Raw genomic sequence first — 14588 nt, forward strand, 5'->3', positions numbered from 1 at the left:
GGGTGCCGACCGTTGGTCGGCACGCCCCCAGGCCCCCGCCAAGCACGGCCGTGGCCCATCCACGGTAGAATTACCCCTTAATCGAATCCCAAGCCGCATATGAGCCACTACGAAGGCGATCTTCGCACTCCCGAATCGGCGCGCTTCGCCATCCTGGCCAGCCGCTGGAATGCCCGCATCACCGACGTGCTGGTCGCTGGCGCCCGCCAGAGCCTGGCCGGCAACGGCATTGCCGAAGCCAACATCGACGTGATCCGCGTGCCGGGTGCCTGGGAACTGCCGCTGGTGGCCGCGCGCCTGGCCGCCGCCCACGAACACGCCGCCATCCTCACCCTGGGCTGCGTGATCCGCGGCGACACGCGCCACTACGAACACGTGGCCGACCGCTGTGCCGAAGGCCTGATGCGCGTGCAGCTGGACTTCGGCGTGCCGGTGCTGAACGGCGTGCTGGCGGTGGAACGCGTGGAAGACGCCGAGGCCCGCGCAGGCGGCAGCCACGGCAACAAGGGCGAGGAAGTCGCACTCGCCGCATTGGAAATGGTCAACCTTCTGGAGCAGCTGCCATGAACAAGAACACCCAGGGCAAGCCCTCCGGTAAACCCGTCCGCCGCGATGGCATCGATCCGGTGCTGCGCTCGCGCGCGCGCCGTCGTGCCGTGCAGGCCATCTACGCCTGGCAGATCTCCGGCGGCAACGGCCAGTCGCTGATCGCCCAGTTCGCCCACGAGCAGGCCCGCGAAATCGCTGACCTGGCGTACTTCGAAGCGCTGGTGCATGGCGTGCTCGACAACCGTCGCGACATCGACGAAGCCTTCGGCCCGTACCTGGACCGCAGCATCGACGAAGTGGACGCGATCGAACGCGCCGTGCTGCGCCTGGCCGGTTACGAACTGCGTTACCGCCTGGACGTGCCGTACCGCGTGGTCATCAACGAAGCCATCGAATCGGCCAAGCGCTTCGGTTCCGAACATGGCCACACCTACGTCAACGGCGTGCTGGATCGTGCCGCCGTGGAATGGCGCAAGGTCGAATCGGGTCACTGACCCGATTCCTGTAGAGCCGAGCCATGCTCGGCTCACCGTGCAGCGCACGGTTGCGTCCGGCAGTGCGGCGCGTGATCCAACTGCAGCCGAGCATCGCTCGGCTCTACAAGAAAGCAGAACGCCCCCATGTCCCTGGCCGAATTCACCCTCATCGACCGCATCCGCGCCCGCACCGTCGAGCGCGACGACATCGTGCTCGGCATCGGTGACGACGCCGCACTGCTGCAGCCGCGCCCGAATGAACAGCTGGTGGTCACCGCCGACACGCTCAACAGCGGCGTGCATTTCCCGGCCGAAACCCCGGCATTCGACATCGGCTGGAAGACGCTGGCCGTCAACCTGTCCGACCTCGCTGCGATGGGCGCGCGCCCGGCGTGGTGCACGCTGGCGCTGTCACTGCCCGAGGCCAGCGAAGACTGGATCGAGGCGTTCGCCGATGGTTTCTTCGCACTGGCCGACCAGCACGACATCGCCCTGATTGGTGGCGACACCACGCGTGGCCCGCTGTCGCTGTCGGTCACCGCGATGGGGCAGGTGTCACGCGGCCAGGCACTGCGTCGTGATCGCGCACAGATTGGCGATGACATCTGGGTCAGCGGCACCCTCGGCGACGCTGCCGGTGCGCTGCGCCTGTGGCAGCAGGGCGCATTGAACGTGACCGCCGCCACGCTGCTGGCCGACTACGAAACCCTGCGCCTGCGCCTGCTGCGTCCCACCCCGCGCGTCACCCTCGGCCTGCGCCTGCGTGCATTCGCGCATGCCGCCGTGGATATCTCCGATGGGTTGCTGGCCGACCTTGGCCACATCGCGGCACGCAGCGGCGTGCGCGCCGAAGTCGATGCCGATGCGTTGCCGATGTCAGCGGCGCTGCGCGAACTGCTGGGCCGCGATGCTGCACGTGAGTGCGCGCTGCACGGCGGCGACGATTACGAACTGTGCTTCACCGCCGCCGCCGACCAGCGCGACGCGCTGCACTTCGTTGCCGAATCGCTGGATCTGCCGATCACCCGCATCGGCCGCATCATGGAAGGGCAGGGCGTGCATACCGAAGGCCACGACGGCCCGAGTGGTTACGAGCACTTCGCCTGACAGGCGCCGGGCACCAAGGAGTAGATCCACGCCATGCGTGGATGGTGCCCGGAACGGCCCAGCGTAAATGCACTACGCCGCCCGCAGCTGCACATCCACATACACCGCCAGCTCACAGCAGGCCTGCAGCAGCCCTCGGTGCAGGCCGTCGCCGATCTGCGCGTCGCTGTCGGCGGTCATCCGCGCGCGTTCTGCGGCATGCAGGATTTCCAGCAACGTGGTCAGCCCCGAGGCTGCACGATCCGCACGCGCCAGTGCCGTGCATCGGCTTTGCGGTAGCGGCCGTTCCAACCACGACGGTTCGTTGCTGATCTCTGCTTCGCAGGTGCAGCGCAGTCCGCTCGGCAGGGCCGCCACATCGCGTGGCTGGTTCGCGCGAACGGCGCTGAGAGCATCTTCCAGCTTCGGCGCCAGGTCATGCGGCAGGCGTGCGGCATCATCGCCAAGTGCGGCGATCACATTCGGAAACCTGGTTCGGCTCATGTCGATATTCTCCACGAAAGGGCAGCAGTGCCACTGCTGCGGAACCTGCTTGCAGCAATGCAGTGCCGCCGATGCTGCCTGGAGTGATCCCCGGCCCGCACATGCCGATGCAGGCTGCGGTCACAGCTACCGGTAGCGCCGGCAGTACGACGCTGTTGCTGCGTATCAAACATGTGGCCGTGGACCGCGTACGCCCGCATCATGAAGACACCTTCGCATCCAGGTCGCGCGGGGTGCCGTAGTCGTCCAGCCACTGGAACGTCACCGAAGCCGGCATCGTGCTGCCAGCGGGCAGCAACAACGTCTGCTGGGTCCCCGGAGCCAGCATGTCCACCTCGATCTGGCGACCATCCGGCAGCGTCAGTCGGCTCAGCGTCACGTGGTACGCACTCGGGTTGCGCACCTGCAGCGCATCACCATCGGCAGACCACTGCAGCGTGGCCGCTGCGTCGCGTGCATTGCCCGGCAGCCCGGCGGGGCGATGGAACAGCTTCACCCGCGTACGCACTGCGAACTGCAACAGGTTCTTGCCACTGGCATCGCTGGGCTTGGGCGGAATGTCCAGCAGATTGAAATAGAACACCGATTCGCGATCGGTTGGCAGCGGTGCCTCCGACGGGCGCGGTGCATAGGTGACGCGATATGCCTGGCCCTGCTTCGGCTGCAGCAGGCGTGGCTCGGCCGGTGTCAGCCGGAACGGCGTGCGTACGTTCTCCGGGCGCGATTGGCTGTCGCCGTCGTCGATCCAGACCTGGGTCATCGCCGGCAATTCACCCACGTTGCTGGCCTTGACCGTTACGTCGCGGCCCTTGCTGGCGTCGTGCACGATGCGCGTGCCCTGCAGTGTCACCGCAGCCGATGCCGGCAGCGCCACCGACACGGCCAGAAGCGCGCATACCCACGTCATGGCGCGGAGTTTCATGGTCAACCTCATTGAAAGGTGCAGGCCAGCACAGCGTGGTGCTGGCCTGCCGGAAGCGGATTACTTGTAGAGCACCACGAAGTCGCCCGAGGCATTGGCGGTGCCAGCGGTGGCATTGGTAGCCGGCGAGGCGTACCACGCGCTGTAGTCCAGCTGGCCGCTGCCACCGGCGGCGATGGTCACCCACACGGCCGGGTCCTCGCCGATCTTCTGCTGGTTGCCGACGGCGTCATACAACGCCACGCCCACGTTGGTGGCGGTCGAGGCTGCGGTCAGTGCCAGATTGCCGGTGCTGCCGTCGGGCGTGCCGCCGAAGCGCACACCTACGTCCTGCGACGCACCCGAGCCGGAGCAGTCCAGGGCGATGGTGAAGTTCTTCTGGCCGGCGCGGGCACTGGCGTTGACCGAGGCCAGATCGACCTTGCCCATCGGCACGGTGATGGTGCCGCCGGTGGAGCCCACCGAACAGGTGGAGGTCGTCAGTTCACCGGTGATTTCCAGCGATTCGGCGGACACCGAGGGCGCCGCAACGGCGAGGATGGAAAGGGACAGCAGACGGAGCGTCAGGGACATGACAGTTCTCGTTAGTGGAATGAAGACACGCAATGACCGCCCAGGGCAGGCAGCGTGGCCAGTTTCGATGCGTGCCTCCAGCTGCGGAATGAAATTAGTTGCAAAAGCGCGTTGATGTTCGCCAATTGCAATTAATCCCATGGGATGCGGACGTGGCGCTGCATAGACTGCGTCGCCTTGACTGGTTGCCGAAGGAATCGCCGTGTGGACTCCGCCTTCCCTTTCAGCAGGGCTTCGGGTATTGGCTTCAGCAACAATGCTGCTCGGAATCACCGGTGGAACCGCCGCCGCGTGTGTTCGACTCTTGCTCGACGATCGGGTCGATGAGCTTGTCCGGACGGTTCCCAACCTTGATCGGCCTGATCAGCACTTTGCTGGAGGGGGTGCAACGCTCCCAGATTCCTACCAGTGTCCGCCCGGACAGGAGGAGTTCCTGGTGAGCATGAACCTCTCGGGGCTCGCCTATGAGCGTGATATTTCCTACGCTGGGCAGTCAGTTCCCGCTTACAGTCTGGGTCCACGCTCGCCGTTGGTGATCTTCCTGCACGGCGTGCGCGGTTCCAGTGGTTCCGGAGGCTCTCTCTCGTCCATTCCATTGCGCAACGGAATGCTCAACCGGAATCCAGGCACGTCGCTCACCTCGGCATCGACAATCGAGCACTACATACAGCTGCGGATCTTCTTCCGCGGTGGTGCGATGGAGAGCGTGCCTCGCTCATTCCTGGGTACGGTAGAGACGTGGCCGGCAAGTAATCCGGCCAATCCATTCCGGCATTCCTTCACGGTGGAGTTCACGGTCCCCCCCGTCACCTGCACCCTCGCCAATGCGTCCCACACCTTGGACGACGTACTCGCCAACGAGCTCGCCGTCAGCGGCAGCGATGCGAAGGAATCCAGCTTCGACGTCGCGATGAACTGCCCGATGGACAACATCGACGTGCAGCTGTCGCTGGCCGACGCGAATGGCCCAGGCAGCAGCAACGGCCAGCTCGCACCCGCTCCCGGCGCTACCGCTGGCGGTGTGCAGGTGCAGCTGCTGCGCGGTGGCCAGCCGGTGCAGTTCGGCCAGGCGTGGCCGCACGGCTGGTCCAGCAAGGGCCAGCAGGCCATCCCGTTCAGTGCGCGCTATCTGCGCACGGTCGATCCGCTGGTGCCAGGACTGGTGAAAGGGGAGGCGGTGCTCACCGCCGACTACCGATGACGAACGACGCCGTGGTGCAGGGTACATGCCCGTTGCTTGTACTGTGCAAGTGCCCACAGTGTCGTCGGCTCCGTGGGGCTCGCACATCGAACGAGTTGCAATGCGACGATGTCCGACGCGATCTGCAACTTTTTGGATGGGGAGCATGTGCTGCAGCCTCTAGCCTGCGGTTCCCCTTCCTCATGCCGCTGCTTCGGCACCGGCTATCGTCCTCGATGAAGTCGCCCACCGCGAACCCTGCAGCGCCCCGCCGTGCCACGTTCCCCATCCACTGTCTTGCCCAGGCAATCACCTGCGCCCTGCTGGCCAGCGCACCTGCATTGGCAACGGCAACGCCCGCGGGCGCCATGGAATTCAGCGAAGGCTTCCTGATCGGCGGCGAAGCCATCGACATGGCGCGCTACGCCAACGGCAATCCGTTGCCGGCCGGCGACTACGCGGTGGACGTGCACGTGAACGGCGAGTACTTGCGCAGCCAGGACATCCGTTTCGTCATCGAAGACGATCCGCAGATTGCCGTGGCCTGCCTGTCACCCGTGCTGGTGCGCGGGTTGCCGTTGAAGCCTGCGTTCCTGGAGGCACTGCCGGCCGAGGAAAACACCTGCGTGGATCTGCCAGCGCTGGTGGAGGGCGCCAGCACCACCTTCGACAGCGGCGAACTACAGTTGTCCCTCAGCATTCCGCAAGCGGCGCAAGCCATCGCCGCGCGCGGCTTCGTGGCGCCGGAACTGCGCGACGACGGCATCACCGCTGCCTTCATCGATTACAGCGCCAACCATTACCGCAGCCAGGGCAGAGACAGTAGCTACCTCGGCATGCAGGCGGGCCTGAACCTCGGCGCTTGGCGCCTGCGCCACCGCGCATCGTTCACCCAGGGCAGCCAAGGCAGCCGCCACGACGTCATCAGCAGCCATCTGCAGCGCGACATTCCGCGCTGGAACAGCCAGCTGCTGCTGGGCCAGGGCAACACGGGTGGCGAGCTGTTTGAGAGCGTGCCGTTCACCGGCGTGCGTGTGGCCAGCGACGAACGCATGCTGCCCGACTCGCTGCGTGGCTATGCACCGGTGGTGCAGGGCATCGCCGAAGGCAACGCGGTGGTCACCATCCGCCAGAACGGCAACATCATCCACGAGAGCAACGTGGCGCCCGGTCCGTTCTCCATCGAGGATCTGTACCCCACCAACTTTGGCGGCGACCTGGACGTCAGCGTCACCGAAGCCGATGGCCGCGTGCAGCGCTTCAGCGTCAACTTCTCCGCCGTGCCGCAGGCGTTGCGCGCCGGGTCGTCGCGCTTCGCGGTCACCGCCGGTGAGCTGCGCGACACCGGTAACACGCTGCAGACGCTGCGCTTCACCGAAGGCACCTATGCGCGCGGCGTCAACAATCGGCTCACCGTGCTGGGTGGCGCGCAGCTGGGCGAGGACTATCGCGCGCTGCTCGCCGGTGCCGCGGTCAACACGGCCATCGGTGCGTTCGGTGCCGATGTCACCCACTCGCGCGCCCGCCTGCGCGGTAGCGAGACGGTCACCGGCAACAGCTTCCGCCTGAACTACCAGCGCTACGTGGCCAGCACCGGCACCAACTTCGGCCTGGCCGCGTACCGCTACAGTACGCGCGGGTTCCTCAGCCTCAACGACGTGGCACGTGCGCAGAACGACGACTGGGGTTACGGCCAGCGCGCCCGCCAGCGCTACCAGGTGAACTTCTCGCAGAAGGTGGGGCAGCGCAGCAACCTGTATCTCAGCGGCGGCCACGTGGCGTACTGGGACAGTGCCCGACGCCGCAACGATTTCCAGCTGGGCTTCCAGAGCACGCTGGGGCGGGTCAACTATGGCGTGTCCGCCCTGCGCTATCGGTTGGGCGATGGGCGCCAGGACACCCGCTACGCGTTCACCCTCAGCGTGCCGCTGGGCCGCAGTGCCAACGCGCCGCGTGCCAGCACCCAGCTCAGCCAGGCCGACAGTGGGCGGCAGTCGCAGCTGGGCATCAGCGGCAGCCTGGGTGAGTCACGTGCGCTCAGCTACAGCCTGTCCGGTGCACAGGGCAACGGACAGAGCAGCCACAGTGCCTATGCCGCCTGGCAGGGCAGCGGTGGCAATCTCAATGCCGGCTACAGCCGCAGCGGCGACTACCGCAGCCTGTCGCTGGGTGCTTCCGGCAGCGTGGTGTTGCATGGCGGTGGTCTCAACCTGGGCGCACCGGTGGGCGAGGGCTTCGCGCTGGTGCAGGCGCCGGGTGCGCAGGGGGCACGCATCGGCAGCAGTACCGACCTGCGCGTGGCGCGCAACGGCTATGCGCTGCTGCCGCACATCAGCCCCTATCGCTGGAACACCATTGACCTGGACCCCTCGGGCCTGCCGATCGAGGTGGAGCTGCTGCAGACCTCACAGCGCGTGGCGCCCACCGCCGGTGGCATCGTGCGCGTGCCGTTCCAGGTGCGCCGCGAGCGCACGCTGTTCATCGACGCCACCGACGCGCTGGGCCAGCCGCTGCCGTTTGCGGCCGTGGTGCAGACCGAAGACGGCACGCCGGCCGGCGCAGTGGGGCAGGGCGGGGTGATCCAGCTGCGGGGTGCACAGGACAGTGGCGCGTTGATCGTCGACCCCGATGGCAAGCGACGCTGCCGCATCGACTACCGCATGCCCGATGCGCCGGACGCCTACGGGCTGTCGTGGAGCCAGGCCGTGTGCGTGCCGCAGCCGCAGCCGCCGGAGAGCCTGCAGGTGGGCGCGCCAGAAGCGGCCGAGCGCACCGCTCCGTGATTCCCGTTTTCCCTTTCATCGCTCACAGGAGTTTCCGCATGTCCCGTTCCTTCCTTCAGCTGGCAACTGCCGCTGCGCTGTGCATGGGCGCTTCGACCGCATTCGCCGACCAGGCCACACTCACCATCACCGGCCGTGTGCTGCCGGGCACCTGTACGTTGGCGGCTCCGGCCATCGCACTCGATCCGATCAAGGCCGATGAGCTGGTGCAGGGCGACAACAAGCTCAAAGCCGGCAGCCTGGACTTCACCGGCTGCGTGGGCGTGGGCAAGGCCACGCTGTCTTTCGCAGGTACTGCGGCCGATAGCGACGCCGAACGCTGGAAGAACACCGCTGCCGCCGATCCGGCCGATGGTGTTTCGGTCGCGTTGCTGGCCGGTGCTTCAGGCAGTACCTATCTGAAGAACGGTGACACCGGCATCGAGGTCGTGGTGAGTGGTGCGACGGCCAGTTACCCGCTGCGGGCCGGCTACTACCTGCCGGCCGTGGCGGGGGTGAGCGCAGGTGCGGTGCAGACTGAAATCGTGGTGACGGCGGATTACGAGTGATAGCGCATGTGGATGCCCATCGTGTGCAACCGCGTGGCGGCCACCGCTGTTTGACAAGAATGATCTCGGCGGTAGTGGGGGTGATGGCCGTTGCAGGAATGGCGCAGGCCTGCACCGCCACGGTGCAGGCGCCGATCATCGTTGACCGTGACAGGCCGGGCTACTCCGACACCATCCGCATGATCTGGGACGAAGGCACGAATGTGTCCTTCAATGGATGTCCCAACACAGCCCCGCTCGAATTGACGGTAGACCTGCAAGGAGCGGATCTGCGCTGGGTCATGGATTTCGATTTCACCGCCTGGCCGGTGGAGGGACGCTTGCCTCTCTACGAGACCGGCCCAAACTCGGCGTTGATAGGGTTTGGATTCTTCGGAGATACCCTCCGCCCTTTGCGCCTTGGTCCAAACGCCATCCATTTTGGGGCTGGCCCAAGAAATGCGGTTCCAATGCTGTTCGTACTCAGCCGGGGCAGCAGGATGGAGGATTTCCAGACCAACGTATCAATGCAGTTGAGTGCGCCGCTGTTCCCGTCGCTGGTGGGTGCCGTGCCGATCAGCATCGATATGCGTTTCCCGCCGACGACCTGCCGCATGCAGGATGTTTCGGAAGTGCTGCAGGATGTGTCGATCGCCGAACTGCGTGATCCTGGCGACACCGCGCGGGAGAAGTCGGTGTCGCTCTTGATGGACTGCGGTGTTGTGATTCCGCGCGCGGATATCGTACTGACGGATACGCATGACTCCAGCAATGCCGGAAGTGTGCTCACCCCGACGTCGGATTCCACAGCGAAGGGTGTGGCTGTGCAGCTGTTGAGCGGTGGAAGCGAGGTCCAGTTGGGTAGGCCCTGGTTCTTCAACCCCGGTGGAGGTGGCGTGCATACGTTCGACTACACGGCGCGATACATTCGGCTGGCGGACGACTTGAAGCCTGGGTTGATCAAAGGCGAGGCTGTATTGAACGTGGACTACTGGTAATGGAACGCGCCTGATCTGCGGCTGCAGCGTCGAGCCGCATGCTCGTCTGCATACATGGCTCGCCGGCATTCCAAAAGCCATGATGAATAGCAGCCGAGCATGGCTCGGCGTTACACGGCTTCCCGCAACTGCACATCCACATACTCGGCCAGCCCACGGCAGGCCAGCAGCAACCCCTCGCGCACGTCATCGCCCACCTGCTGATCCTCATCGCCATCCACGCGCACGCGCTCGATGGCGTGCAGCAGTTCCAGCAGCAGTGTCAGCCCGGCATTGGCGCGGTCGAGGCGGGCCATCGCGATGCCATGACCCTGATTGCGGGCTTTCCAGGGCCAAGGTCGCCCGTCGGCGGCTTCCACGTGGCGAATGCGCTGCAGGCAGCCGAGCAGGGTGATGCCTTCGTCAGCGTGGGCGCCCATCGTGCTGCCCAAGGTGGTTTCCAGTGCTTTTGCCAGGTCATCCGGCAGGCGTTCGACGGCATCGCCGAGGGTGGCGAAGAGGTAGGGATAGAGCGAAGAAGTCATGGCGGCGTCCTTGAGTGCGAAGCAAGGGGCCGCCCTCGCACTGGGCGAGGGCGGCGGACGGTGCGTGGTTGCAATACCGGTGGCGACTCTGCGAAACGCCGGCGGGCACGAGGCCCCCACGCACCGCCCGCCATAGGGCACGGACGGATTGCCTGCCGACGCCGCCCAACAAGGAAGGGGCGACGCCGACAGGCAAGCGTAAACAACAGAGTTGCCAAACGGGATTGCAAGCCCGTGCCACCCGTTGTCGGTGGCGCATCATGATGTGCACGGAAGCGCTGTGATACCAATCAGACAAGTTTCAAATTCAAAATTGTTTCAATCTGGATGTACACGCAGCGAGGCCATGCAGAGTGAGGCGATTGCGTCAGCATTCGCGCAGCGTCCTTAACTCCTATCAGGCAGAAGGGGCATTCAGTGCTCGATGGTCGCATCGGCATCGCGCAGCGTGCCAAAGGCTCTCAACTCAACAGCCCGGCGCAGGTCCATAGAGGTTGTCGCCTTCCTGGCCAGGGCGAAGCATTTGAAGCAGTACAAAGGCGGGTCCGAGTGCAGGGATCATCAACGTAAGGCACATCCACCCAGATTGCCCGAGATCCCGAAATCTGCGTGCGACAAGCGCGTAGAACGGGACGAGGCTGAGAACGATGTAGCCAAACCAAACGTATGCAAGCAGGTCGTTCAATCGCATGCCTTCTCCCAAGGGCGCAGGCGGAAGTCGGCGGGAGGTGTATGCGGCGATAGCGATGATCGACACGCTAACCATGACCTGAAGAAGGAAGAAGAGCCAGAACTCGCGTCGTGATGATCGCCCTTTGAAACGGGCGAAAAGACGGAAGGGACGTAGTGCAAGACTGATCATATTGAGATTGGATGATGGGCCGGTCGCCGAGCGTATCGAGCCTGTCTGGCGTGTGCGATACAACAAGTTGCAAGTTGACCCGTCTTCAGTACTTCGCGTCGGCTGACGAATCGGGTCTAGCGACTGGTGGGGGCGCTTGTCGTAAGCTGGATTTTCTCTGACTTGGCAAAGGCGTCTTGGGCGTCACTCAGCTTCTGTAGATCTGCATCCATGCGCTCGATGGCGGGTTCCAAACGAGCAAGAATCGATGCGGATTGTTCAGTGGCGTAGCCTTCTGGAAGCTCTGCCATGGTCACCATGATCGAGAACATGTCTTCGACGCTATGCAGTGATGTGAGCAGATGCTGGTGCAGATCAGCTGCCTCGGAGCGATGTGTCATGCGTTCTGCAGCTGTACGCCTCTCGACGACGTCCTTGTGTGCATTCTGCAGTCGAAAGCGAAACTTGGAGAGGTCATCCCCGTTATCAATTGCTTCATGGAACTCCTCCGCCCATGGGCCGTCTTTCCACGTGTTCACCGTGCCGACCGTGCTGTTCCACTTCGCTACGTTTTCCTCCAGATAGCGGTCATTTGGATAAATGTAGCCGCGCGTATGTGGGCGGGCATCGCATGCCGTAAGAAGGCCAATGGATAGGAGCAGGAGTAGGCTGATCGCGCATTTCATGTGAGGTACCAATGGCTAGGGAAGATGGCTGAAGCCTGGCGTGGTCAGATGGACAAAAGGGTGCTGTGATGCACGACTCTGCGCTCCGGCATCCAGTGGGCCGGGAGTCTATGAGCGAAGACGTGCGGCGCTCAAGGTCAAAAGCGACAGCGGGTTGTTGTCGCGGTTGAATCGTGGGCATTCCAGGAGGCGGGCAATGAGTTAGGGCCTCTTTCACGCGTCGGGGAGGATCGCTACGGGCGAAACGATGACGTCGTGGGATCATTAAGGAAAGCATGGCTCTCCGTCGGCAGGAAATTGCCTGAGGGCCTTTCAATCCAAGTCCGGTGATGAGATACGAGAACGGCGCCGGATTGCTCCGGCGCCGTTTTCGTTTCATTACCAGGTGTACGCCACCGACAGGTTGGCAGTCGCTTCGCGATAACCATGATCGCCGCGCATCACGCCGAAGCCACCCCAGGCACTCAGGCCCGAACGGAAGTCCACGCGTGCACCGGCATTCAACTCGTAGCGGTTGCGCGGCACGCTGGCCTTCAACGCTTCATCGTCAAAGGCCATGCCGTTGCTGGCGCCATCGCGATACCAGTTGGCCACCACGTAGGGGCTGACCGAGGCGCCGGCAGCGCTGTGGCCATCGCCCTGCAGGCGCAGGCCCACACGGCCAGACAGGCCGCTGTCGCCCAGGCTGCGCACCACGGTGCCGTTGGCTTCTTCGTGGCGATCGGTATTGGTGTCGGTGTAGACCAGCTGCAGCTCCGGCTGCAGGCTCAGCGCGGTGCTGCCGATCGCACCGATGCCGATGCGGTAACCTGCTTCCAGCGACGACTGCCACAGATCCGAGTCATAGCGCTCTTCGGCCAGGCCTTCGCCCTGTACACGGTTGCGGAACTGGCCGCGCTGCACGCTGGCATCCACATACAGCGCATCGCTGTTCCAGTTGCCGTACACACCCAGCGCACCGCCTTCCACCTTGCCGCGTGCGCTGTAACCGGTCAGCTGCGAACGCGAAGTTGCACTGGACTGCGCGACGGTACCCATCACGCCCACACGGCCACGACCGTTGTCGAACACACCCAGGTCCGCACCCAACTGCAGGCGCGAGCGGTCCACGCGCAGGTCCAACTGGTCATCCACTGCACCCAGCTTGCTCTGCGTAGCGTCAACACGGGCCCAGCCACGGACGCCATCGGCCGCAGCGGCGCCGCCCTGGCGGTCACGCCAGCCATGACGCAGCAGCTGGTCCATGGCGAACTGGTTGGCCAGGTAGGCGCCCGCTTCTGGACGCAGCACCGGGATCGGGGTGATCGGATCGATCGGGTCGATCGGATCGACGATCGGCTTGCACTGCGGCAGGGTTGGGTCGGCCATGCACGGGTCCGGCGTGGTCGCCAGTTCCGAACGCAGGTACCAGCCGCCGTTGGTCGCATCCTTGAACAGGAAGTACTCGTACTGGCCGCCAACCGCGCGACCCTGCAGGTCGAACTGCGCGTTGGATGCACCGCCCACGCGGATCAGTTCGATGCCCTTGTCGGTCTTCGCGCCAGACCCGCCTGCGTTGTGCACGCGCACGTTGGCCTGGCCGTTGGCATCGCCGGCGATGATCAGCTTGTCGGTGGCCGAGTTGTCATCGCCCAGCACAGTGTTGAAGGCCAGCGTGCCGCCATTGCCGGTGAAGGTATCCACGCTGAGGGTGTTGAAGCGGCTGCCATCGCCCAGCGCCACGGTACCGGTGCTGCCCAGGGTGAGGTGGCCGACGTTGCTGTCGCCGGTCATCAGCCAGGCGCTATCGGTGTCGATGGTGGCGCTGGTGACGTTGATGAAACGGCCATCGATCTGTGCGCTGTTGCGCAGGGCAACATCCAACGTACCGTTGGTCACCGTAGTTGGGTCGAAGCTGACGTTGCCGATCAGGCGCGAATCATCGACCGTGAAGTCCACGTCTGTACGCCCGTTGGACGCAACGCCAGCTGCACTGACCAATAGCAGGTTGCCATCACCTGCAATCAGGTGGCTGCCATTGAGCGCGGCAATGTCGTAGGTGTTGTCGAACCTGGGCATCACCCAGATGGCGGCACCTCGACCGGACTGCAGGGTGGAATTGTTGACATGCAGGCGCAGCAGACCGTCGCCATTTCGCTCGCCCCACAGCACGGCGCCCGCGTTGGCGGCAGTGACATGGGAGCCGTTGACGATGTCCATCTGGCCCACCAACAGACGCACCCCGAGCCCGCTGAGGTGGGGGCGAGCGGGCGCAGCGACATCGTCCACGTAGATGGAGGTGTTGTCGACCAAGGCATAAGGGGTGTCTCTCGTACTGATGTCGATTCCCTGAGACAGACCGATTCCCACCGATGCTTGAGCGCCCGCATCCAACTCTGCGGCCGTCACGCGAATGACGCTGTTCTTGAGGGTAAGCGAGGTGCTGCCGCCTCTCAGCACCACTTCACCGTTGATCCTGGACGCATTGGCGTCGAGCGAGGATTGTTCCCACAGCTGGATGGCGGCGGTCTGGTTGCCAGAGCGGGTTACCTGCGCATTGTCCAGAAAGACCTGCGAGGTGTCGTCCGCCTGAATCTGTTCGGTCTGGCCACCGTTGACGCTCAGGCGTGAACCATTAATCAATCGCCACGCCTCGATCGCATCGCCGGCGACGACTTCCGCGGTCTGACCATCAAGATCGCCCGCCATCACAGTGGCTGCGGGCAGGGTTGCCAGCGCGACCAGCAGGCTGCGGAGGAGGGGGCGCACGGTGGGCCCGCAGGTTGAACGGGTATCGGCGGCGAGCTTCATGGATGAATCCTTGTGTCAGGGAGGGAGACACGCGCCACCACAACGGCCCAAGCGTATTCAGGTCAGGAGCCGTATAGCCCCCGTTGCCGTGAAAATCCCGTGAGGATAGGGACTTAAAGCGATAGCACGTGTCTTTGTTGGCCGCAGTG

Annotated in this window: 14 protein-coding genes; 7 read left to right on the forward strand and 7 right to left on the reverse strand. The window is 64.5% G+C overall.

Features of this window, described 5'->3' with window-relative positions; translation table 11 throughout:
- Window positions 1–99: 99 nt before the first annotated feature.
- The 3 genes from ribH (at window position 100) to thiL (ending at window position 2132) form a co-directional block, all read left to right on the forward strand.
- Entirely contained in the window at window positions 100–567 is a 468-nt protein-coding gene (ribH, locus tag ACFX4F_RS05890; RefSeq protein WP_025876639.1) for a 6,7-dimethyl-8-ribityllumazine synthase, read from the forward strand.
- The gene (nusB, locus tag ACFX4F_RS05895; protein WP_049469504.1) at window positions 564–1043 is read left to right on the forward strand and encodes a transcription antitermination factor NusB; all 480 of its coding nucleotides are present in this window, start codon (window positions 564–566) and stop codon (window positions 1041–1043) included. Before ribH ends, nusB begins: the two co-directional genes overlap by 4 nt.
- A 126-nt stretch (window positions 1044–1169) precedes the next feature.
- Complete coding sequence (gene thiL / locus ACFX4F_RS05900; RefSeq protein WP_099820320.1) at window positions 1170–2132, forward strand: thiamine-phosphate kinase; 963 nt, start codon at window positions 1170–1172, stop codon at window positions 2130–2132.
- Between the two features lie 72 nt (window positions 2133–2204).
- Here thiL and ACFX4F_RS05905 read toward each other — a convergent pair whose 3' ends face one another.
- The 3 genes from ACFX4F_RS05905 to ACFX4F_RS05915 all read right to left on the reverse strand — a co-directional run bounded on the left by ACFX4F_RS05905 (window position 2205) and on the right by ACFX4F_RS05915 (window position 4110).
- Window positions 2205–2615, reverse strand: a complete 411-nt coding sequence (locus tag ACFX4F_RS05905; RefSeq protein ID WP_133119613.1) for a hypothetical protein — start codon at window positions 2613–2615, stop codon at window positions 2205–2207.
- Between the two features lie 199 nt (window positions 2616–2814).
- A complete protein-coding gene (locus ACFX4F_RS05910; RefSeq protein WP_099820318.1) occupies window positions 2815–3537 on the reverse strand; it encodes a molecular chaperone in 723 nt (240 codons plus the stop codon).
- Window positions 3538–3597: 60 nt separating this feature from the next.
- Window positions 3598–4110 carry a fimbrial protein gene (locus ACFX4F_RS05915; RefSeq protein WP_099820317.1) on the reverse strand — a complete coding sequence of 171 codons (513 nt, stop codon included), beginning with the start codon at window positions 4108–4110 and terminating at the stop codon, window positions 3598–3600.
- A 442-nt stretch (window positions 4111–4552) separates the two neighbouring features.
- On the opposite strand from ACFX4F_RS05915, the gene ACFX4F_RS05920 reads away from it, so the two are divergent.
- The 4 genes from ACFX4F_RS05920 (at window position 4553) to ACFX4F_RS05935 (ending at window position 9598) form a co-directional block, all read left to right on the forward strand.
- A complete protein-coding gene (locus ACFX4F_RS05920) occupies window positions 4553–5311 on the forward strand; it encodes a fimbrial protein (RefSeq protein ID WP_380653249.1) in 759 nt (252 codons plus the stop codon).
- Between the two features lie 215 nt (window positions 5312–5526).
- The gene (locus ACFX4F_RS05925; RefSeq protein WP_380653186.1) at window positions 5527–8073 is read left to right on the forward strand and encodes a fimbria/pilus outer membrane usher protein; all 2547 of its coding nucleotides are present in this window, start codon (window positions 5527–5529) and stop codon (window positions 8071–8073) included.
- Window positions 8074–8111: 38 nt separating this feature from the next.
- Window positions 8112–8621: a fimbrial protein gene (locus tag ACFX4F_RS05930; RefSeq protein ID WP_243380136.1), complete on the forward strand. Its 510-nt coding sequence runs from the start codon at window positions 8112–8114 to the stop codon at window positions 8619–8621.
- A gap of 59 nt (window positions 8622–8680) precedes the next feature.
- Complete coding sequence (locus ACFX4F_RS05935; protein WP_243380133.1) at window positions 8681–9598, forward strand: fimbrial protein; 918 nt, start codon at window positions 8681–8683, stop codon at window positions 9596–9598.
- Between the two features lie 110 nt (window positions 9599–9708).
- Here the strand turns inward: ACFX4F_RS05935 and ACFX4F_RS05940 are convergent, their stop codons facing one another.
- The 4 genes from ACFX4F_RS05940 to ACFX4F_RS05955 all read right to left on the reverse strand — a co-directional run bounded on the left by ACFX4F_RS05940 (window position 9709) and on the right by ACFX4F_RS05955 (window position 14439).
- Window positions 9709–10122, reverse strand: coding sequence for a hypothetical protein (locus ACFX4F_RS05940; protein WP_099820315.1), 414 nt, complete (start codon window positions 10120–10122; stop codon window positions 9709–9711).
- A 466-nt stretch (window positions 10123–10588) separates the two neighbouring features.
- Complete coding sequence (locus ACFX4F_RS05945) at window positions 10589–10984, reverse strand: DUF805 domain-containing protein (RefSeq protein WP_099820313.1); 396 nt, start codon at window positions 10982–10984, stop codon at window positions 10589–10591.
- Window positions 10985–11100: 116 nt separating this feature from the next.
- Complete coding sequence (locus tag ACFX4F_RS05950) at window positions 11101–11649, reverse strand: hypothetical protein (protein WP_380653192.1); 549 nt, start codon at window positions 11647–11649, stop codon at window positions 11101–11103.
- 378 nt (window positions 11650–12027) lie between these two features.
- The gene (locus ACFX4F_RS05955) at window positions 12028–14439 is read right to left on the reverse strand and encodes an autotransporter outer membrane beta-barrel domain-containing protein (protein ID WP_380653195.1); all 2412 of its coding nucleotides are present in this window, start codon (window positions 14437–14439) and stop codon (window positions 12028–12030) included.
- Between the last annotated feature and the right edge of the window lie 149 nt (window positions 14440–14588).

Source organism: Stenotrophomonas sp. YIM B13575 (genome assembly GCF_042787595.1).
GTDB classification, from domain to species: Bacteria; Pseudomonadota; Gammaproteobacteria; order Xanthomonadales; family Xanthomonadaceae; genus Stenotrophomonas; species Stenotrophomonas lactitubi_B.

Coding starts and splice junctions, on each gene's coding strand:
- ACFX4F_RS05940 (WP_099820315.1), bottom strand. CDS start 10,122: ATGACTTCTTCGCTCTATCCCTACCTCTTCGCCACCCTCGGCGATGCC.
- ACFX4F_RS05920 (WP_380653249.1), top strand. CDS start 4,553: ATGAACCTCTCGGGGCTCGCCTATGAGCGTGATATTTCCTACGCTGGG.
- ACFX4F_RS05930 (WP_243380136.1), top strand. CDS start 8,112: ATGTCCCGTTCCTTCCTTCAGCTGGCAACTGCCGCTGCGCTGTGCATG.
- ACFX4F_RS05925 (WP_380653186.1), top strand. CDS start 5,527: ATGAAGTCGCCCACCGCGAACCCTGCAGCGCCCCGCCGTGCCACGTTC.
- thiL (WP_099820320.1), top strand. CDS start 1,170: ATGTCCCTGGCCGAATTCACCCTCATCGACCGCATCCGCGCCCGCACC.
- ACFX4F_RS05945 (WP_099820313.1), bottom strand. CDS start 10,984: ATGATCAGTCTTGCACTACGTCCCTTCCGTCTTTTCGCCCGTTTCAAA.
- ACFX4F_RS05950 (WP_380653192.1), bottom strand. CDS start 11,649: ATGAAATGCGCGATCAGCCTACTCCTGCTCCTATCCATTGGCCTTCTT.
- nusB (WP_049469504.1), top strand. CDS start 564: ATGAACAAGAACACCCAGGGCAAGCCCTCCGGTAAACCCGTCCGCCGC.
- ribH (WP_025876639.1), top strand. CDS start 100: ATGAGCCACTACGAAGGCGATCTTCGCACTCCCGAATCGGCGCGCTTC.
- ACFX4F_RS05955 (WP_380653195.1), bottom strand. CDS start 14,439: ATGAAGCTCGCCGCCGATACCCGTTCAACCTGCGGGCCCACCGTGCGC.
- ACFX4F_RS05905 (WP_133119613.1), bottom strand. CDS start 2,615: ATGAGCCGAACCAGGTTTCCGAATGTGATCGCCGCACTTGGCGATGAT.
- ACFX4F_RS05915 (WP_099820317.1), bottom strand. CDS start 4,110: ATGTCCCTGACGCTCCGTCTGCTGTCCCTTTCCATCCTCGCCGTTGCG.
- ACFX4F_RS05935 (WP_243380133.1), top strand. CDS start 8,681: ATGATCTCGGCGGTAGTGGGGGTGATGGCCGTTGCAGGAATGGCGCAG.
- ACFX4F_RS05910 (WP_099820318.1), bottom strand. CDS start 3,537: ATGAAACTCCGCGCCATGACGTGGGTATGCGCGCTTCTGGCCGTGTCG.